At 69.6% G+C, this 19,678-nt stretch carries 16 protein-coding genes; 10 read left to right on the top strand and 6 right to left on the bottom strand.

Translation table 11 applies throughout. The annotated features are described in order from the left end of the window. Positions 1 to 120: 120 nt before the first annotated feature. The 10 genes from uvrA (at position 121) to QNO26_RS09435 (ending at position 11,453) form a co-directional block, all read left to right on the top strand. On the top strand, positions 121 to 3,021 hold the full coding sequence (gene uvrA, locus QNO26_RS09480) for an excinuclease ABC subunit UvrA (protein ID WP_257530199.1): 2,901 nt from the start codon (positions 121 to 123) through the stop codon (positions 3,019 to 3,021). 4 nt (positions 3,022 to 3,025) lie between these two features. After that, positions 3,026 to 4,936 carry an excinuclease ABC subunit UvrC gene (gene uvrC / locus QNO26_RS09475; RefSeq protein WP_257530201.1) on the top strand — a complete coding sequence of 637 codons (1,911 nt, stop codon included), beginning with the start codon at positions 3,026 to 3,028 and terminating at the stop codon, positions 4,934 to 4,936. A gap of 27 nt (positions 4,937 to 4,963) precedes the next feature. Then, the gene (rapZ, locus tag QNO26_RS09470) at positions 4,964 to 5,839 is read left to right on the top strand and encodes an RNase adapter RapZ (protein ID WP_257530203.1); all 876 of its coding nucleotides are present in this window, start codon (positions 4,964 to 4,966) and stop codon (positions 5,837 to 5,839) included. Between the two features lie 40 nt (positions 5,840 to 5,879). Continuing rightward, a complete protein-coding gene (gene whiA / locus QNO26_RS09465) occupies positions 5,880 to 6,857 on the top strand; it encodes a DNA-binding protein WhiA (protein WP_257530206.1) in 978 nt (325 codons plus the stop codon). A gap of 124 nt (positions 6,858 to 6,981) precedes the next feature. Beyond that, positions 6,982 to 7,599 (top strand): superoxide dismutase, encoded by a 618-nt coding sequence (locus QNO26_RS09460; RefSeq protein ID WP_257530208.1) that lies wholly within the window; start codon positions 6,982 to 6,984, stop codon positions 7,597 to 7,599. A 132-nt stretch (positions 7,600 to 7,731) separates the two neighbouring features. Beyond that, positions 7,732 to 8,736, top strand: a complete 1,005-nt coding sequence (gene gap, locus QNO26_RS09455) for a type I glyceraldehyde-3-phosphate dehydrogenase (protein WP_257530209.1) — start codon at positions 7,732 to 7,734, stop codon at positions 8,734 to 8,736. 5 nt (positions 8,737 to 8,741) lie between these two features. Then, positions 8,742 to 9,956: a phosphoglycerate kinase gene (locus QNO26_RS09450; protein ID WP_257638496.1), complete on the top strand. Its 1,215-nt coding sequence runs from the start codon at positions 8,742 to 8,744 to the stop codon at positions 9,954 to 9,956. Further along, positions 9,947 to 10,735: a triose-phosphate isomerase gene (gene tpiA, locus QNO26_RS09445; protein ID WP_257530213.1), complete on the top strand. Its 789-nt coding sequence runs from the start codon at positions 9,947 to 9,949 to the stop codon at positions 10,733 to 10,735. The genes QNO26_RS09450 and tpiA overlap by 10 nt, the downstream gene beginning before the upstream one ends. A 114-nt stretch (positions 10,736 to 10,849) precedes the next feature. After that, positions 10,850 to 11,098, top strand: a complete 249-nt coding sequence (gene secG, locus QNO26_RS09440; RefSeq protein ID WP_257530215.1) for a preprotein translocase subunit SecG — start codon at positions 10,850 to 10,852, stop codon at positions 11,096 to 11,098. 1 nt (position 11,099) lies between these two features. Next, a complete protein-coding gene (locus QNO26_RS09435) occupies positions 11,100 to 11,453 on the top strand; it encodes an RNA polymerase-binding protein RbpA (protein ID WP_257530217.1) in 354 nt (117 codons plus the stop codon). 68 nt (positions 11,454 to 11,521) lie between these two features. Here QNO26_RS09435 and pgl read toward each other — a convergent pair whose 3' ends face one another. The 6 genes from pgl to tkt are packed head-to-tail and all read right to left on the bottom strand — an operon-like array spanning position 11,522 to position 19,639. After that, positions 11,522 to 12,307, bottom strand: a complete 786-nt coding sequence (gene pgl / locus QNO26_RS09430) for a 6-phosphogluconolactonase (protein ID WP_257638495.1) — start codon at positions 12,305 to 12,307, stop codon at positions 11,522 to 11,524. Further along, the gene (locus tag QNO26_RS09425; protein WP_257530221.1) at positions 12,300 to 13,247 is read right to left on the bottom strand and encodes a glucose-6-phosphate dehydrogenase assembly protein OpcA; all 948 of its coding nucleotides are present in this window, start codon (positions 13,245 to 13,247) and stop codon (positions 12,300 to 12,302) included. The genes pgl and QNO26_RS09425 overlap by 8 nt, the downstream gene beginning before the upstream one ends. Next, positions 13,244 to 14,794: a glucose-6-phosphate dehydrogenase gene (gene zwf / locus QNO26_RS09420; RefSeq protein ID WP_257530223.1), complete on the bottom strand. Its 1,551-nt coding sequence runs from the start codon at positions 14,792 to 14,794 to the stop codon at positions 13,244 to 13,246. The genes QNO26_RS09425 and zwf overlap by 4 nt, the downstream gene beginning before the upstream one ends. A gap of 8 nt (positions 14,795 to 14,802) precedes the next feature. Continuing rightward, positions 14,803 to 16,431: a glucose-6-phosphate isomerase gene (locus QNO26_RS09415; RefSeq protein WP_257638494.1), complete on the bottom strand. Its 1,629-nt coding sequence runs from the start codon at positions 16,429 to 16,431 to the stop codon at positions 14,803 to 14,805. Continuing rightward, complete coding sequence (gene tal / locus QNO26_RS09410) at positions 16,428 to 17,543, bottom strand: transaldolase (RefSeq protein ID WP_257638493.1); 1,116 nt, start codon at positions 17,541 to 17,543, stop codon at positions 16,428 to 16,430. The genes QNO26_RS09415 and tal overlap by 4 nt, the downstream gene beginning before the upstream one ends. Continuing rightward, the gene (tkt, locus tag QNO26_RS09405) at positions 17,540 to 19,639 is read right to left on the bottom strand and encodes a transketolase (RefSeq protein ID WP_257638492.1); all 2,100 of its coding nucleotides are present in this window, start codon (positions 19,637 to 19,639) and stop codon (positions 17,540 to 17,542) included. Before tkt ends, tal begins: the two co-directional genes overlap by 4 nt. Positions 19,640 to 19,678: the final 39 nt, after the last annotated feature.

Raw genomic sequence — 19,678 nt, 5'->3', positions numbered from 1 at the left:
CACGCTACGGTGGCGGGCACACCGGCGGGAGGCTGTTGACGCGGGCGGCGGAGGTGCCCTACAGGGCGGTCTCGCAGGCTTCTCCGAGCCGGTGTCCGAGGCCCCGCCTAGACTTGAGGAGTGCCCATCGTCTCTGTCCCCGCGCCCGGAAACTCCCGCGGAACGCTCAGCGTTCGCGGTGCCCGCGTACACAACCTGAAGAACGTCGACCTCGACATTCCGCGCGACTCGCTCGTGGTCTTCACCGGTCTGTCGGGGTCGGGAAAGTCGAGTCTGGCGTTCGACACCATCTTCGCCGAGGGCCAGCGCCGCTACGTCGAGTCGTTGAGCTCGTACGCCCGCCAGTTCCTCGGTCAGGTCGACCGGCCCGACGTCGATTTCATCGAAGGGCTGAGCCCTGCCGTCTCGATCGACCAGAAGTCGACCAACCGCAACCCACGGTCGACCGTGGGCACCATCACCGAGATCCACGACTACATGCGCCTGCTCTGGGCGCGCATCGGCGTGCCGCACTGCCCCGAGTGCGGTGAGCGCATCCAGCGTCAGACGGTGCAGCAGATCGCCGACCAGCTCATGGAGCTGCCCGACGGCACGCGGTATCAGGTGGTGGCTCCCGTCGTCTCGCAGAAGAAGGGCGAATTCGCCGACCTGTTCAAGGAGCTGAGCGCGAAGGGCTACGCGCGCGCCGTCGTCGACGGTGACCTCGTGCAGCTGGCGGAGGCCCCCAAGCTCAAGAAGAGCTACAAGCACGACATCGCCGTGGTGGTCGACCGGCTGGTGGCCGGCCCCGACATCCTCAGTCGCGTGACCGACTCGGTCGAGACCGCTCTGGGGCTGGCCGGCGGGATCATGCAGGTCAACTTCGTCGACGAAGAAGGAGACGACGCCTGGCAGTCGTTCTCCGAGAAGCTCGCCTGCCCGAACGGCCACCCGATCCAGCTCACCGAAATCGAGCCGCGCACGTTCTCGTTCAACGCGCCCTTCGGCGCCTGCCCGGCCTGCTCGGGGCTCGGCACCAAGATGTCGGTCGACGTCGACCTCATGATCGGCGACGAGGATCTCTCCATCAGCGAAGGCGTGCTGATCCCGTGGACGACCCAGGGCAAGGGCCTGTACCAGTACTACGAGCGGCTCCTCGAGGGTCTGGCGAGGGACCTCAAGTTCTCGCTGGACACGCCGTGGCGAAAGCTGCCGCAGGACATCAAGGACGCGGTGCTGCGCGGGGAGAACTACCAGGTCACCGTCAAGTGGAAGAACCGCTACGGGCGCGAGATGCGCTACGCGTCGGGGTTCGAAGGCGTCGTGCCGTACATCGAGCGGCAGTACGCCCAGGCCGAATCCGACAGCCAGCGCCAGCGCTGGTCGGAGTACCTGCGCGAAGTCCCCTGCCAGGTCTGCAACGGCGACCGGCTGAAGCCCGAGGTGCTCGCCGTGCTCGTTCACGGCCACTCCATCGCCGACGCCTCCCGGCTGAGCCTTGCCGAGGCGCAGGAGTACTTCGCGCAGCTCGAACTGACCGACCGTGAGGCCCGGATCGCCGCCGCCGTGCTGCGCGAGATCCGCGCACGTCTGGACTTCCTCGTGCAGGTGGGCCTCAACTACCTCACCCTCAGCCGTGCCGCCGGATCCCTCTCCGGCGGAGAAGCCCAGCGCATCCGGCTCGCGACCCAGATCGGCTCCGGCCTCACCGGGGTGCTCTACGTGCTCGACGAGCCGTCCATCGGGCTGCACCAGCGCGACAACCGTCGGCTCATCGAGACCCTGCTCAAGCTGAAGAGCCTCGGAAACACCCTCATCGTCGTCGAACACGACGAGGAGACGATCCACGCCGCCGACTGGGTGGTCGACATCGGACCCCGCGCCGGCGTCGACGGGGGGCACGTCGTGCACTCCGGACCGCTGGCGTCCCTGCTGGAGGACCGCAACTCGCTCACCGGTGAGTACCTGTCGGGGCGTCGCTCCATCCCGACCCCGGCCAAGCGTCGCCCCATCGACAAGAAGCGCATGCTGACCGTGGTCGGTGCGCGCGAGAACAACCTCAAGAACGTCACGGCGGAGTTCCCGCTCGGCGTGCTGACGGCGGTCACCGGCGTCAGCGGCTCGGGCAAGTCCACGCTCGTCAACGGCATCCTGTACGAGGTGCTCGCCACCCGGCTCAACGGCGCGCGCCGCGTCGCCGGCAAGCACACGCGCGTCACCGGGCTCGACAACCTCGACAAGGTGGTCCACGTCGACCAGGCCCCGATCGGGCGCACCCCCCGCTCGAACCCGGCCACCTACACCGGCGTGTTCGACCGCATCCGCACGCTGTTCAGCGAGACCCCCGAGGCGAAGGTGCGCGGCTACCAGCCCGGCCGCTTCAGCTTCAACGTCAAGGGCGGCCGCTGCGAGGCGTGCTCGGGTGACGGCACGATCAAGATCGAGATGAACTTCCTTCCCGACGTCTACGTCGACTGCGAGGTCTGTCACGGAAAGCGGTACAACCGCGACACCCTGGCCGTGCACTACAAGGGCAAGAACATCGCCGAGGTGCTGGAGATGCCCATCTCGGAGGCTGCGGAGTTCTTCGAGCCCATCCAGGCGATCCACCGCTACCTCAAGACGCTCGTGGACGTGGGCCTGGGCTACGTGCGGCTGGGACAGTCGGCGACGACCCTCTCGGGTGGCGAGGCGCAGCGCGTGAAGCTCGCGACCGAGCTGCAGCGCCGCTCCAACGGGCGCAGCGTCTACGTGCTCGACGAGCCGACCACCGGTCTGCACTTCGAAGACGTGGCCCGCCTGCTGGAGGTGCTGGGCGGTCTCGTCGACAAGGGCAACACCGTCATCGTCATCGAGCACAACCTCGACGTGATCAAGTCGGCGGACTGGGTCATCGACCTCGGCCCGGAAGGCGGGTCAGGGGGCGGGCAGATCGTCGCCACCGGCACGCCCGAGAAGGTGGCCCGCACCGCCGGCAGCCACACCGGCGCGTTCCTGGCCGAGGTGCTCGGCGACGCGCAGGCGGTCCGCAAGGCGGGCTGAGCGGATGCCGCGCTCCGCTCCCACGCTCCCGTACAAGCCGAAGCCGGGGGAGATTCCGACCAACCCCGGGGTGTACCGCTTCCGCGACGCGGACGGGCGCGTGCTGTACGTCGGCAAGGCGAAGAACCTGCGCGCGCGGCTGTCGAACTACTTCGCGCCGCTGCACACGCTGCACGAGCGCACGCGGCGCATGGTGACCACCGCGGCATCCGTGGAGTGGACGGTGGTCGCCAGCGACGTGGACTCGCTGCAGCTGGAGTACATGTGGATCAAGGAGTTCGATCCGCCCTTCAACGTGCGCTACCGCGACGACAAGTCCTATCCGTTCCTGGCCGTCACGCTGGCGGACGAGGCGCCGCGCGTGATCGTCACCCGCAACCGGCGCATTCCGGGAGCGAAGTACTTCGGTCCGTACCCGAAGGTATGGGCCGTGCACGACACCATCGACCTCATGATCAAGGTGTTCCCGATCCGCACCTGCTCCGATGCGTCCTACAAGAAGGCGATGGCGACCGGGCGTCCCTGCTTCCCCGGTCAGATCGGCCGATGTGGGGGCCCGTGCTCGATGAAGGTGACGATCGAAGAGCACCGGGCGATGGTCGACGACTTCGTGGCGTTCATGTCCGGGGGAGACCAGCGCTTCGCGCGGGAACTCACGGCGCGCATGAAGGAGTCCGCCGCGGCACTGGACTACGAGAGCGCCGCGATGTACCGCGACAAGCTGCAGGCCATCGAGGCGGTGCTGGGCAAGAGCGCCCTGGTGCTCGCCGACGACACCGACGCCGACCTCTTCGGCATCGCCGAAGACGAACTGGCGGCCACCGTCCAGCACTTCGTCGTGCGCGGCGGGCGCGTGCGGGGCGTCCGGGCGACCACCATCGAGAAGGAGATCGACATCTCCGGCGCGGACCTCGTCGACCAGGTGCTGCAGCGGACGTACGGCGATGCCGCCCCGGCGGACATCCCCCGCCAGGTGCTCGTGCCCGTGCTGCCCGACGCCAGTGCCGACCTCGAGGAGTGGCTGTGCTCGCGGCGCGGCAAGCGCGTGACCATCCAGGTCGCGCAGCGCGGTCGCAAGGCCGACCTGATGCGCACCGCGACCCTCAACGCGCAGCAGGCGCTGATGCTCTTCAAGACCCGGCGCACGAGTGACTACGTGGCGCGCAGCCAGGCGCTGAACGACCTGCAGGAGGCGCTGGGCCTCTCCCAAGCGCCGTTGCGCATCGAGTGCTACGACGTGTCGCACCTGAGCGGGACGAACGTCGTCGCCTCGATGGTCGTCTTCGAGGACGGCCTGCCGCGCAAGGACCAGTACCGCACGTTCGGTGTTCCCGAGACGACCGACGACACCGACTCGATCCACCAGGTCATCACGCGGCGCGTGGCGTATCTCGACCGGCCGGAGGAACAGGACGAGCCCGATCCGGCACCCACCGACGACGGCGAAGTGGTGGCGCCCGCGCGCAAGAAGCCGCGCTTCGCCTACCCTCCGCAGCTGCTGGTCGTCGACGGCGGAAAGCCGCAGGTCGAAGCCGCCGCCCGCGCGCTGGCCGATGCCGGACACGAGGAGATCGCGCTGTGCGGCATCGCCAAGAGGCTCGAGGAGGTGTGGCTGCCGGGCGAGGAGTACCCCGTCATCCTGCCGCGCACGTCGGAGGCGCTGTATCTGCTGCAGCGCCTGCGCGACGAGGCGCACCGGTTCGCCATCACCCACCAGCGCAAGCGCCGCCGCCGCGACATCCAGAGCGTGCTGAGCGAGGTCCCCGGGCTGGGGGAGACGCGCATCAAGGCGCTGCTGCGCCACTTCGGCTCCGTCGCCGCGCTGAGCCAGGCGACCCCCGAGCAGATCGCCGAGCTCCCCGGCATCGGCCCCAAGCTCGCGACGACGGTCCACGAGCACCTGGCGCGTCGGTAGGCTGGTCCCGACGATAGGGGAACGTTGATGGTGGGCACGCAGGACGCCGGCGAAGTCCTCATCGTGACGGGCATGTCCGGCGCGGGACGCACGACGGCCGCGAACGCGCTGGAAGACCTCGGCTGGTACGTGGTGGACAACCTGCCGCCGCAGATGCTGCGTCCGCTGCTGGACTTGAGCGAACTCGCGGGCGGCTCGCTGCCGAAGGTTGCCGCAGTCGTCGACGTGCGCGGGCGGGACCTCTTCTCCGAGCTGCCGCGCATCACGCAGTCGCTGCGCGACGGCCGCCACCTGCGGGTGCTGTTCCTCGACGCCTCGGACGACGTGCTGGTGCGCCGCTTCGAATCCGTTCGGCGCCCGCACCCGCTGCAGGGCGAGGGCACGCTGCTGGACGGCATCCATCGCGAGCGCAAGCGGCTGGAGGGTGTGCGCGAGAGCGCCGACGTCATCGTCGACACCTCGAACAACAACATCCACCAGCTCGCCACGCGCATCGTGGACCTGTTCGCGACGGAGGGCTCCAGCCGCCACACGCTGACGGTGATGAGCTTCGGGTTCAAGTACGGACTGCCCACCGACGCCGATCTCGTCGCGGACATGCGGTTCCTCCCCAACCCGTTCTGGGTGGAGGAGCTCAAGTCCCTCAGCGGCAAAGACCAGGCCGTGCGCGACTTCGTGTTCTCGCAAGAGGGCGCACAGGAGTTCCTCGACGCCTACGTCGCCGCCCTCCAGCCGGTGCTGGCGGGCTACCAGCGGGAGAACAAGCCTCACTCGACCATCGCGGTCGGATGCACCGGGGGGAAGCACCGGTCGGTGGCGACAGCGGAGGAACTCGCCCGCCGGCTCTCGGCGCTGCCGGGGGTGGCCGTGCGCGTGAAGCATCGGGACCTCGGCCGGGAGTAAACTGGACGATCGTCCCCTGCGCCCCTCCGGAAGGAATCCCGTGCCCCTGACCGCTGACGTGAAGGCCGAGTTGGCCGCCATCCGCGACCCGCGCCCCACCGCGCGCGTCGCCGAGCTGACGGCGCTGCTGCGGTTCTCGGGCGGTCTGCACTCCATCGCCGGACGCGTCGCCGTGGAGGCGGAACTGGAATCCGACGGCCTCGCGCGCCGCGTGGCCCGCGACCTCATGGAGATCTACGGCGTCCGCCCCGAGCTCGCCCACGTGCAGGCATCCGGCGGCCGTGCCGGCGGCCACTACGCCGTGCGGGTGATCGACGGTGGCGAGACCCTCGCGCGCCAGACCGGTCTGCTCGACCAGCGGCGCCGCCCGGTGCGAGGCCTTCCCAACAAGCTCACCACCGGCGCCCGCCCCGATCTCGCCGCCGTCTGGCGTGGGGCGTTTCTGGCCGCCGGCAGCCTGAGCGACCCCGGCCGCTCCGCCGCCCTCGAGATCGCCTGCCCGTCGGGCGAGGCCGCGATGGCGCTCGTCGGCGCCGCCCACCGGCTCGGGATCGCGGCGAAGGCGCGCGAGGTGCGAGGCGTTCCCCGCGTCGTCGTGCGCGACGGTGAGGCCATCCGCGCCACGCTCGCGGAGATGGGTGCCGTGCGTACCGCCGCCGAGTGGGAGCAGCTGCGCCAGCGCCGCGAGGTGCGCGCAGGGGTGAACCGCCTGGTCAACTTCGACGACGCCAACCTGCGCCGCTCGGCGCAGGCCGCCGTCGCCGCGTGCGCCCGCGTGGAGCGCGCGCTGGAGATCCTCGGCGACGAGGTGCCCCCGCACCTGCGTCAGGCCGGCGAGCTGCGCCTGGCCCACCGTGACGCGAGCCTGGACGAGCTGGGGCATCACGCCGAGCCGCAGCTGACCAAGGATGCCGTCGCCGGCCGCATACGGCGTCTGCTGGCGATGGCCGACAAGAAGGCCGAAGTCGAGGGCATCCCCGACACCGAGTCAGCCGTGCCCGTCGGCGACGAAGACTGACTCGGTTACATGCCCACCCCCGGGGAAGCAACCCGGGGCGCGCCGTGTTGTCGCTCACTAGGATGAACTCCGTCCCCTCGCCGCTCCGAGGACTTCGGTTCGGCGCCGACAGGAAGAAGCGAACATGGCGAAATACACCCTGCCCGAGCTGCCGTACGACTACGCCGCGCTGGAGCCCAGCATCAGCGGCAAGATCATGCAGCTTCACCACGACAAGCACCACCAGGCCTATGTGACCGGTGCGAACACCGCCCTCGAGCAGCTCGCCGAGGCCCGCGACACCGGCAACTTCGCCAACGTCAACAAGCTCGAGAAGGACCTCGCGTTCAACCTCGGTGGCCACGTCAACCACTCGATCTTCTGGACCAACCTGTCGCCGGACGGGGGAGACAAGCCGGTCGGCGACCTCGCCTCCGCGATCGACGACCACTTCGGCTCGTTCGACAAGTTCCAGGCGCACTTCTCCGCCGCCGCGCTCGGCGTGCAGGGCTCGGGCTGGGCAGGACTCTTCTGGGACTCCGTGGGCCAGAACCTGATCATCCAGCAGTTCTTCGACCAGCAGTCGCAGTTCGCCGCAGGCACCGTCCCGCTGCTGCTGCTGGACGTCTGGGAGCACGCGTACTACCTCGATTACCAGAACGTGCGCGCCGACTACGTCAAGGCGTTCTGGAACATCGCGAACTGGGCGAATGTGGCGGACCGGTTTAGCACGGCCCGTGAGAAGACGGCCGGTCTGCTGTAGGGTCAAACTCAGGTGAGGATGCCTGAATCCTCCTCGGAAACGGGTGGATTCCGGCATCCTCTTCTGTCAAAGAGATCGCGTGTCTGGAACGCCGAGCAGGCGTCGCCGGCGCGACGGAAACCGGGAGACATCGTGTCTGTCAAAATCGGCATCAACGGCTTCGGCCGCATCGGACGCAACTACCTTCGCGCCGCACTCGCGCAGGGTGCGGACCTCGACATCGTGGCGGTGAACGACCTCACCGACAACAAGACGCTTGCGCATCTGCTCAAGTACGACTCGATCCTCGGCCGCCTCGACGCCGACGTGACGTACGACGCGGACTCGATCACGGTCGGCGACAAGAAGATCAAGGTCTTCGAAGAGCGCGACCCCGCGAACCTCCCCTGGGGCGAGCTGGGCGTGGACATCGTCATCGAGTCCACGGGCCGCTTCACCAAGGCCGAGGACGCCCGCAAGCACATCGCCGGCGGCGCCAAGAAGGTCCTCATCTCCGCTCCGGCCACCGGTGAGGACGCGACCTTCGTCATCGGTGTGAACGAGGGCGACTACGACCCCGAGAACCACCACATCATCTCCAACGCGTCGTGCACCACGAACTGCCTCGCCCCCATGGCGAAGGTGTTCAACGACCACTTCGGCATCGAGCGCGGCCTGATGACCACGGTTCACGCCTACACCGCCGACCAGAACCTGCAGGACGGCCCCCACAAGGACCTGCGTCGCGCTCGCGCCGCGGCCCTGAACATCGTGCCGACCTCGACCGGTGCCGCCAAGGCCATCGGCCTGGTGCTGCCCGAGCTCAAGGGCAAGCTCGACGGCTTCGCGCTGCGCGTGCCGGTTCCCACCGGCTCCGCCACCGACCTGACCGTCCAGACGCGTGACGGCATCACGGTCGACGAGATCAAGGCCGCGTTCAAGGCTGCTGCCGAGGGTCCGCTCAAGGGCATCCTCAAGTACACCGAGGACGACATCGTCTCGAGCGACATCGTCACCGACCCGCACTCGTGCATCTTCGACGCCGGCCTCATCCGCGTGATGGGCAACCAGGTCAAGATCGTCGGCTGGTACGACAACGAGTGGGGCTACTCCAACCGCCTCGTCGACCTCACCGAGCTCGTCGCAAGCAAGCTCTGACGGCCATGGCCCTGCGCACCCTCGACTCGCTGGGTTCGCTGGCCGGCAAGCGTGTCATCGTCCGTGCTGATTTCAACGTCCCCCTGGGGGACGGCGTCATCACGGACGATGGCCGCGTGCGGGCCGCGCTTCCCACGCTGAACGAACTCATCAACCAGGGAGCGCGCGTCATCGCGTGCTCGCACCTGGGCCGGCCCGCCGGCGCCCCCGAGGAGAAGTACAGCCTGGCCCCCGTGGCCCAGCGGCTGTCGGAACTGCTCGGCAAGCCGGTCGCCTTCGCGCGGGACACCGTGGGCGACTCGGCGAAGGAGGCCGTGGCCGCGCTGGAGGACGGCGACGTCGCGGTGATCGAGAACCTGCGGTTCAACCCCGGTGAGACGGCCAAGGACGAGGCCGAGCGCCGCGCCTTCGCCGCGCAGCTGGCGGAGCTCGGCGACGTGCTCGTCTCCGACGGCTTCGGGGTCGTGCACCGCAAGCAGGCTTCGGTCTACGACCTCGCCCAGATCCTGCCGTCCGCGGCGGGCTACCTCATCGAGAAGGAGGTCGATGTCCTCGACCGTCTGACCGAGAAGCCCGAGCGGCCGTACACGGTCGTGCTGGGGGGATCGAAGGTCAGCGACAAGCTGGGCGTCATCGCGCACCTGCTGCCCCGCGTGCAGAAGCTCTGCATCGGCGGCGGCATGATGTACACCTTCCTCGCCGCGCAGGGCCACAAGGTGGGCAAGAGCCTGCTCGAAGAGGACCAGCTGGAGACCGTGCGCGGCTACCTCGCCGACGCGACCGAGCGTGGCGTGGAGATCGTGCTGCCCGTCGACGCCGTCATGGCGGCATCCTTCGCTTCCGACGCCGACCACGTGGTGGCCGACGTCGACGCACTGGAGGACACCGCGTTCGGAGCCGACGGGATGGGTCTGGACATCGGGCCGAAGACCGCAGGGCTCTTCGCCGATGCGATCCGCAGCAGCAAGACGGTCTTCTGGAACGGCCCCATGGGCGTGTTCGAGATGCCGGCGTTCGCCGCCGGCACGAAGGCCGTCGCGCAGGCTCTCACCGAGGTCGACGGCCTGTCGGTCGTCGGCGGCGGCGACTCGGCTGCGGCCGTGCGTCAGCTCGGATTCTCGGATGACCAGTTCGGTCACATCTCCACCGGTGGCGGCGCGAGCCTGGAGTTCCTCGAAGGCAAGCGCCTGCCCGGACTGGAGGTCCTCGGATGGCAGTGAACCGCACCCCGCTCATCGCGGGCAACTGGAAGATGAACCTCGATCACCTGCAGGCGATCGCGTTCGTCCAGAAGCTCGCGTGGACGCTCAAGGATGCCAAGCACGACAGCGCCAGCGTCGAGGTGGCGGTCTTCCCGCCGTTCACCGATCTGCGCGCCGTGCAGACGCTGCTGGATGCCGACAAGATCGAGTTCGCCCTGGGCGCGCAGGACCTGTCGGCGCACGATGCGGGCGCGTACACGGGGGAGATCTCCGGCGCGTTCCTGTCGAAGCTCGACTGCCGGTACGTCATCATCGGTCACTCGGAGCGGCGTCAGTATCACGCCGAGACCGATGAGGTCGTGGCCTCGAAGGTGCAGGCGGCGCTGCGGCACGGCCTCGTGCCGGTGATCTGCGTCGGCGAGACCGCCGAGGACCTGGAGACGCACGGCGCCAGCGCCGTGCCCGTCGGCCAGCTCGAGGTCGCTCTGGAGTCGGTGGCGGCGGATGCCGACATCGTCGTGGCCTACGAGCCGGTCTGGGCCATCGGCTCCGGCCAGGCGGCCACGCCCGAGCAGGCGCAGGATGTCTGCGCGAAGCTCCGTGACGTGGTGGCGGCGAAGCTCGGCGCCGAGGCGGCCGAGCGCACGCGCGTGCTCTACGGCGGCTCGGTGAAGTCGAGCAACATCGCCAGCTTCATGCGCGAGCCCGATGTCGACGGTGCCCTGGTCGGCGGTGCGAGCCTGCTGGTCGACGAGTTCGCCGCGATCATCCGCTACCAGAAGCACGTCGGAGTCTGACCGTGCGCGGGTTCAGCGGCCACACCGGCCGCTGAACCCGCCGCGCGGCTCCCGCCCGGTATACTCGACCCTTGTGCGGTCCGGCAGTGACCACAGCGAAAGGCTTACACGACAGTGCCCATTCTCGAGTTCGTCATGCAGGTGATGCTCGGCATCACCAGCCTGCTGCTGACCCTGCTCATCCTTCTCCACAAGGGGCGCGGCGGCGGCCTGTCCGACATGTTCGGCGGCGGCATGACGTCGGCGATGGGATCGTCCGGCCTGGCCGAGCGCAACCTCAACCGCTTCACCGTCATCCTCGCCCTTGCGTGGTTCGTCTCGATCGTGGCCCTGGGCCTGATCACCAAGTTCCAGGGAATCTGACATGGCTACAGGTGGAAACGCGATCCGCGGCACGAGGGTGGGCGCAGGCCCCATGGGCGAGCAGGACCACGGCTTCCACGCCGACCGCGTCGCGATCTCGTACTGGGACGCCCTCGGCAACGAGACGGTGCGCTACTTCGCCGCCGGCATCTCCGATGAGGAGATCCCCGAGACGATCGACTCCCCGCACTCCGGCCTTCCCGCCGGTCGCGATAAGGAGAACCCCCCGGCGCTGGCCAAGCCGGAGCCGTACAAGACGCACCTCGCGTACGTGAAGGAGCGTCGCACCGAGGAAGAGGCCGAGTCCCTCCTCGAGGACGCCCTCACGCAGCTGCGCGAGCGCCGCGGCCTCTGATATCTGCGGGCGCCGGAAAGCCCGGCGCCGCTGACTGACCTGCGGGCGCCGGAACGCCGGCGCTGCCGTCAGTACTCGCCGTCGATCAGCTCCGGCGGCACCTGTGCCGCGGCATCCTGGTCGACGAAGATGATGGTGCGCTTGCGCCCCTTCGCTCCCGCTGCCGGCACGCTGTCGTAGCTCGCGCCCGCGAGCACCAGGCCCAGCGCGGCGGCCTTGTCCGTGCCCGCGACGACCATCCAGACGCGCGCGGAGGAGTTGATGACCGGCCGGGTGAGGGTGAGCCGCTCCGCGGGCGGGACCGGCGAGTCGCGGACGCCGACGACGGCGCGGTCGGTGATCTGGATCTCCGGCCGGTCGGGGAACAGCGACGCGATATGCCCGTCGGCGCCGACGCCGAGGAAGGTGATGTGGAACGTCGGCCAGGCGAGGCCGGCATCCACGTCGGCGAAACGCGCCAGCTGGCGCTCGTAGGCGGTCGCGGCCTCGTCGAGGTCGAGCCCGGAATCGGAGGCGGGCATGGCGTGGACGTTCTCGGCGGGGACGGGGATGCGCCCGAGCAGGGCCTCACGCGCCATCGCCTCGTTGCGTTCCCCGCTGTCGGCGGGGACGAAGCGCTCGTCGCTCCACCAGAAGTGCACGAGAGACCAGTCGACGCTGTCGCGCTTGGCATGGTCGCCGGCCGCACGCAGCACGGCGGCGCCCATGGCGCCTCCGGTGAGGGACACGTGGGTGACCTGTCCCTCGCGCCCGCGCTTGGTCAGCCGCGAGAGGAAGCGCGTCGCGACCGACCGTGCGATGTGCTCCCGGTCGGGGCGCACGACGACCCGCTTCTCGGCGTAGAACTCAGCCATGCGACTCCCGTGTCACCGCAGGGCCGAGCAGCTCCCAGCCGCGTGTGATCACCCGACCATACAGGACGTCCGGGTCGAGGCGACGCAGCTCCTCGGCGAGGCACTCGCGCAGGGTGCGGCGGGGGAGGACGATCTCGTGCTCGGGCTGCTGAGGCTGCGCCAGCTTCGCGTCGATGTCGTTGCTGCGCTCGAGCACGATGTCGCCGGAGGCGCGCGTGAGACGCACGGAGCGGATGCCGTGGTCCCACTCGTCGGGGTCGGCGTAGCGCCACGTGACCGGGACTTCCAGCTTCAGGCGAAGCCAGGCCGCGAGGAGGGCCGTGGACGGAGAGCTGCCGGCGCCCACGACCTCGACGTCGGTCACGGGCTCGTAGGGCGGCTGGTCCAGCACGGCGGCGAGCTGCTCGCGCCAGTGGGTCAGCCGCGTCCAGGCGAGGTCCGTGTCGCCAGGGGCGTATGTGCGCGCCAGGGCGCTGAGACGGTCGGAGTTGTACGGCTTGCTCGAGGCGTCGGTGATGCGCCGTTGCGCGATGCGTCCGATCCCGGACTCGGCGGGGACGGCCGGCGGGTGGTCCGGCCACCATGCCACGACCGGGGCGTCCGGCAGCAGGAGCCCCGTGATGAGGCTGTCGGGGTTGCTGGCGGCGTCGCCGTGAGCGCGCAGCACGATGACCTCGCTCGCCCCGGCATCCCCGCCGACGCGGATCTGCGCATCGAGACGGGGTTCGCCGTCGGGCTCGCTGATGAGCACGATCACGCGCATCGGGTGTTCGCGCGAGGCCGCGTTCGCGGCGTCGATGGCGTCCTCCTCGAGCCCGTGGGAACTGGCGATGACAAGCGTCAGCACGCGCCCGAGGGCGACCGCGCCGCCTTCTTCGCGCACCTTCACCAGCGAGCGGGCCACCTGGGACACCGTGGTGTCGGGGATGTCGAGGATCATGGGCGCCTCCAGACGCGGCCGTCACGGGCCAGCAGCTCATCGGCCGACGGGGGACCCCAGGATCCGGGGGAGTACTGTTCGAGCGGCCCGCCCTGCTCGCTCCAGTACTGCTCGATCGGGTCGAGGATCCGCCAGCTCAGCTCGACCTCCTCATGCCGGGGGAACAGCGGAGGATCGCCGAGCAGAACGTCGAGAATCAGGCGCTCGTAGGCCTCCGGGCTCGATTCGGTGAAGGCGTGGCCGTAGCCGAAGTCCATCGTCACATCCCGCACCTCGGTGGCGGCGCCGGGGACCTTGGAGCCGAAGCGGATGGTCACGCCCTCGTCGGGCTGCACGCGGATGACGAGCGCGTTCTGGCCCTGCTCGGTGGTCTGGTTGCGCAGGAACAGGTGCTGCGGGGCGCGCTTGAACACCACGGCGATCTCGGTGACGCGTCGGCCCAGCCGTTTTCCGGTGCGCAGATAGAACGGCACCCCGGCCCAGCGGCGTGTGGCGATCTCCAGCTTCACCGCGGCGTAGGTCTCGGTGGTGGATGCCGGGTCCATGCCGTCCTCGTCGAGAAAGCTGGTGACCTTCTCGCCGCCCTGCCACCCGCCGGCGTACTGGCCGCGCGCGGTCGCCGTCGACAGATCCTCGGGCAGCCGCACCGCGGCGAGGACCTTCTCCTTCTCGGCACGCAGGTGCGTGGCATCCAGGGAGATGGGCTCTTCCATCGCGGTGAGCGCCAGGAGCTGCAGCAGGTGGTTCTGGATCACGTCGCGCGCCGCGCCGATGCCGTCGTAGTAGCCGGCCCGCCCGCCCACGCCGATGTCCTCGGCCATGGTGATCTGCACGTGATCGACGTAGTTGCGGTTCCAGATCGGCTCATACAGCTCGTTGGCGAAGCGGAGCGCCAGGATGTTCTGGACCGTCTCCTTGCCGAGGTAGTGGTCGATGCGGAAGATCGAGTCGGCCGGGAACGCGACCTCCAGCGCCTCGTTGAGGGCGCGGGCGGTCTGCAGGTTGCTGCCGAACGGCTTCTCGATGACGACGCGGCGCCAGCTCGAGTCGCCCGCCGCGGTGTCGTCGACGAGTCCCGACGACTTCAGCTGCTTCGCCACCAGAGGGAAGTCCTTGGGCGGGATCGACAGGTAGTAGGCGTGGTTGCCCATTGTTCCGCGCTCCACGTCGAGGGCGTGCACGGTGTCGCGCAGGCGACGGAACGCCTCCGGGTCGTCGAACTCGCCGGAGACGAAGCGGATGCCCTGGAGCAGCTGCTTCCACGTCTCCTCGCGGAAGGGTGTGCGCGCGTGCTGCTTCACCGCGTCGTAGACGACGCGGGCGAAGTCCTCGTCCGCCCAGTCACGGCGTGCGAAGCCGACCAGCGCGAAACCGGGCGGCAGCAGGCCGCGGTTGGCCAGGTCGTAGACGGCGGGCATGAGCTTCTTGCGCGACAGGTCGCCTGTCACGCCGAAGATGACCAGTGCGCTCGGGCCGGCGATGCGGTTGAGGCGGCGGTCGTGAGGATCGCGCAGCGGATTGTGGCCGCGCCGGATCTCGACGGTCATCGGGGGGTTCAGTCCTCCAGGACGGCTTCGAACAGCGTCAGCACGTCGGGCTGCGGTTCGGTGAGCGTGAGGGTGACGACGGGGCGACCGTGCGTCTCGGAAAGGACGGCGGCGTCGCCGGCGGCCTGGGCGCGGATCAGCTGCCCGAACGTGAACGGCCGGCCCGGGATCTCCAGGTCGACCTCGCCGGCGTCGAGGATCTGCACGAACACACCGGTGGCCGGGCCGCCCTTATGGTACTGCCCTGTCGAGTGCAGGAACCGCGGTCCCCAGCCGAAGGTGGTCGGACGCCCGCTGTCGGCGGCGACCATCTCGCGCAGCCCCGCGAGCTGCGACAGCTCGCGACGGTCGACATATGCCTGCAGCGACACATAGCCGTCCGGCGGGATGCGGTCCCAGAGGGCCTCGAGCACGCCGGCGATCGTTCCGGACGCCGCGAGAGCCGGGTCGGAGACCCGCACCTCGACGCCGTGCTCCGTGAAGGACGGCTCCGTCGGCGCGGGTCGGGCGTCGAGCAGCGCACGGGCGGCGACCTTGGCGGACTCCACATCGGGCTGGTCGAACGGGTTGATGCCGAGCAGGCGACCGGCGATCGCGGTGGCATACTCCCACACCAGCAGCTGGGCGCCGAGGGACCCGCTGACGAGGATCTCGTCCTCGTGCGGCTCGACCAGGTGGAACTCGCGCGCCTCGTCGACCAGGCGCAGGATCTGCAGGTCGTCGGGACGGGAATCCAGCTCGGGGGACACCGGCAGCAGCGCGACCGGCAGGATGCCGGTGCCGTCCTTGCCGGTGGACTCGGCCACGAGCTGCTCGATCCAGTCCGGCAGGCCCATGATGTGGGTGCCGTCGCTGACCAGGCCCAGCTTGTCGCGCAGCGGGTCGCTGCCGGCGATGGCTGCGGCCAGCACGAGCGCGGGGTTGTCGGGGCTGTCGATCGCCACTTCCAGCAGCGTCGCCTCCGCTTCGTCGAGCAGCTCGCTGATGTCGACGCCCGCGAGCCCCGTGGGCACGAGCCCGAACGCGGTGAGGGCCGAGTAGCGGCCGCCCACGGTCGGGTCGGCCGGGAACACACGGTACCCGGCGGCACGAGCCGACTCGTCCAGCGGCGAGCCCGGGTCGGTCACGACGACGATGTGCTCGGCCGGGTCCATGCCGAGGTCGCTCCAGGCGGCCTCGAACGCGCGCCGTGCGGCATCCGTCTCGACCGTGGAACCCGACTTCGACGACACGACCAGCACCGTCTCGGCCAGGCCGCCGGTCTCGCCGTCGCCGTCGATCGCGGCGAGCACCTGGCCGGGCGCGGTGGAATCCAGGATCACCAGCGGCACGCCTGCCGTCTGCGCGATGACCTCGGGGGCGAGGGACGACCCGCCCATCCCCGCGAGGACGACCCGGGTGATGCCGCGCGCCACGAGCTGCTCGCGCAGGGCGAGGATCTCGGGGACCATCGGACGCGAGACGCTGACCGCCTGCACCCAGCCCAGACGCTGAGCGGCGTCCGCCTCGGCGGCGGGACCCCACAGGGCGGCGTCACCGGCGGTGATGCCGCTGGCGACGAGGTCGGCGATCAGCGTCGGCAGGACGCGGTCGACCGCCGCCTTGGCGCGCCCGGTGACCCGGATGTCGAAGGTCATGCGTTGGCCTTGGCCCCTTCGAGAGCCTCGGTGACGGTGCCCTGCAGGTCGTGCCACGAGCCGATGAACTTGTCGACGCCCTCGTCTTCGAGCAGCTGCGTGACCTCGACGAGGTCGATGCCGAGCCGGTCGAGGTCGGCGAAGACCTTGCGTGCGGCGTCGTAGGTGCCGCTGATGCTGTCGCCGACGATCTGACCGTGGTCGAAGGTGGCCTCGAGCGTCTTCTCCGGCATCGTGTTGACGGTGCCGGGCGCGACGAGCTCGGTGACGTAGAGCGTGTCGGGAAGCTTCGGGTCCTTGACCCCCGTGGACGCCCACAGCGGCCGCTGCACGTTGGCGCCGATCCCGACGAGGTCGGTCGCCCGCTTCTCAGCGAACTTCTGCTCGAACAGCTCGTACGCGAGGCGCGCGTTGGCGACGCCTGCGAGCGACATGAGTCCTTCGGCCTCGCCGGTGCCCACGGCCTCGAGACGCTTGTTGATCTCGGTGTCGACTCTCGAGACGAAGAAGGACGCGACGGAGTGGATGTGCGACAGGTCGAAGTCCGCGCTGTGCGCCCGCTCCAGGCCGTCGAGGTACGCGTCGATGACCTCGGCGTACCGCTCCAGCGAGAAGATGAGCGTGACGTTGACCGAGATGCCCGCCGCGATGACCTCGGTGATCGCGGGCAGCCCCGCCTTGGTGGCGGGGATCTTGATCAGCACATTCGGGCGGTCGACGGCCGCCGCCAGCTCCTTGGCCTGGGCGACGGTCGCCGCGGTGTCGTGTGCGAGGTCGGGGGAGACCTCGATCGACACCCGGCCGTCGACGCCCTTGGTGGCGTCGTAGATGGGGCGGAAGATGTCGCACGCACTCTGCACGTCGGTGGTGGTCAGCGAGAAGATCGTGTCGTCGGTCGAGGCGCCCTTGGCCGCCTGCGCGGCGATGGCCTCTTCATAGCCGATTCCGGCCGAGATCGCGCCCTGGAAGATCGTCGGGTTGGTGGTCACCCCCACGACGTTTCGGGTGTCGATGAGCTGCTGCAGGTTGCCGGTGGTGATGCGCTGGCGGGACAGGTCGTCGAGCCAGATGCTCACGCCTGCGTCGGACAGGGCCTGGGTGGGAGTTGTCATGCGCGCGTCTCCTTGAGGGTCTCGCGTGCCGCGGTGACCACGGCCTCGGCGGTGATGCCGAACTTCTCGTACAGGGTGTGGTAGTCGGCGGATGCGCCGAAGTGGTCGATGCCGACCGAACGACCGGCGTCGCCGACGATGCCGCGCCACGTGAGCGGTGAGCCGGCCTCGACCGACACGCGTGCCTTCACTGCGGCCGGCAGAACCTGCTCGCGGTAGGCGGCATCCTGCTCGGCGAACCATTCGAGCGACGGTGCCGACACCACACGGGCGTTGACCCCCTCGGCGGCGAGCGTTTCGCGGGCGGCGACGGCCACCTGCACCTCGGAGCCGGTGGCGATGAGGATCACGTCGGGCGTGCCGCCGGGGGCCTCCGCCAGGATGTACGCGCCCTTGGCGACGTTGTCGGCCGAGGCGAACACGTCGCCGTCGGCGTCGCCGGTGCCGCGCTCGAACACCGGGATGTTCTGACGCGTCAGGGCGATGCCGGTGGGGCCGTCCTGGCGGCGCAGGATCTCCAGCCACGCGGTGGCCGTCTCGTTGGCATCCGCCGGGCGCACCACCGTGAAGTTGGGGATGGCCCGCAGCGTCGCCAGCTGCTCGATCGGCTGGTGCGTGGGGCCGTCCTCGCCGAGGGCGACCGAGTCGTGCGTCCAGACGAAGATCGAGGGGATGCCCATCAGCGCGGCCAGGCGCACCGCGGGGCGCATGTAGTCGCTGAAGATGAGGAACGTGCCGCCGAACGGGCGGGTGGGACCGTGCAGCTTGATGCCGTTGACGATCGCGCCCATGGCGTGCTCGCGGATGCCGAAGTGCAGCACCCGACCGTAGGGGGAGCCCGACCACTCATGGGTCGACCACTCTTCGGGGATGAAGCTCTTGGCGTCCTTGATGGTGGTGAGGTTCGACTCGGCGAGGTCGGCCGATCCACCCCACAGCTCGGGGAGCTCTGCGGCGAGGGCGTTGATGACCAGGCCCGACGCCGCGCGGGTGGAGACGTCCTTGCCGGCTCCGAACGTCGGCAGCGCGTCGGCGATGTCCGTGGGCAGCTCACCGGCTTCGAGCCGGTCGAGCAGCGCCTTGCGCTCGGGGTGGGCGTCGGCCCAGGCGTCGAACGCGGTCTGCCACTCGGCGCGGGCGGTCGCGGCACGCTCGGCGAGGGAGCGGGTGCGCGCAAGCACGTCCTCGGCCACGACGAAGCTCTGCTCGGGATCGAACCCGAGCACCTTCTTCGTGGCGGCCAGCTCGTCGGCGCCGAGGGCGGAGCCGTGGATCTTGCCGGTGTTCTGCTTGCCGGGCGACGGCCATCCGATGATGGTCTTGAGGATGATCAGCGACGGCTTGTCGGTCTCGCCCTTGGCCGCCTCGATCGCGGCGTGGAGCTCCGCGACATCCTCGACGTACTCGCCGGTGCGCTTCCAGTCGACCGTCTGCACGTGCCAGCCGTAGGCCTCGTAGCGCGCCGCGACGTCCTCGGTGAAGGCGACGTTCGTGTCGTCTTCGATCGAGATCTGGTTGGAGTCGTAGATCGCGATGAGGTTGCCCAGCTGCTGGTGACCCGCCAGCGAGGATGCCTCGCTGGTGACGCCCTCCTGCAGGTCGCCGTCACCGGCGATGACGTAGATGTCGTGGTCGAAGGGCGACTGCCCGGCCGGGGTCTCCGGGTCGAACAGGCCGCGCTCGTAGCGCGCCGCATAGGCGAAGCCGACGGCGGATGCCAGTCCCTGACCGAGCGGGCCGGTCGTGATCTCCACGCCGTCGGTGTGCCCGTACTCGGGGTGGCCGGGCGTCTTGGAGCCCCATGTGCGGAGCGCCTTGAGGTCGTCGAGCTCGAGGCCGAAGCCCCCGAGGTACAGCTGCACGTACTGGGTGAGCGACGAGTGGCCGACCGAGAGGATGAAGCGGTCACGGCCGAGCCAGTGGGTGTTGGCCGGGTCGTGGCGCATCACCTTCTGGTACAGCAGGTACGCCGCCGGCGCCAGGCTCATGGCGGTTCCGGGGTGGCCGTTGCCGACCTTCTCAACGGCATCGGCTGCCAGCACCCGAGCGGTGTCCACCGCGCGCCGATCGATCTCGTCCCACTGCAATTCCGACACTCGGTCGCCTTTCTCGAGGGGATGCGCTTCGTGTCGAGG

Source organism: Microbacterium sp. zg-Y1090 (assembly GCF_030246945.1).
Lineage (GTDB): Bacteria > Actinomycetota > Actinomycetes > Actinomycetales > Microbacteriaceae > Microbacterium > Microbacterium wangruii.
Note: the sequence above shows the minus strand (reverse complement) of the source record. Positions and strands in the feature narration are given on the sequence as shown.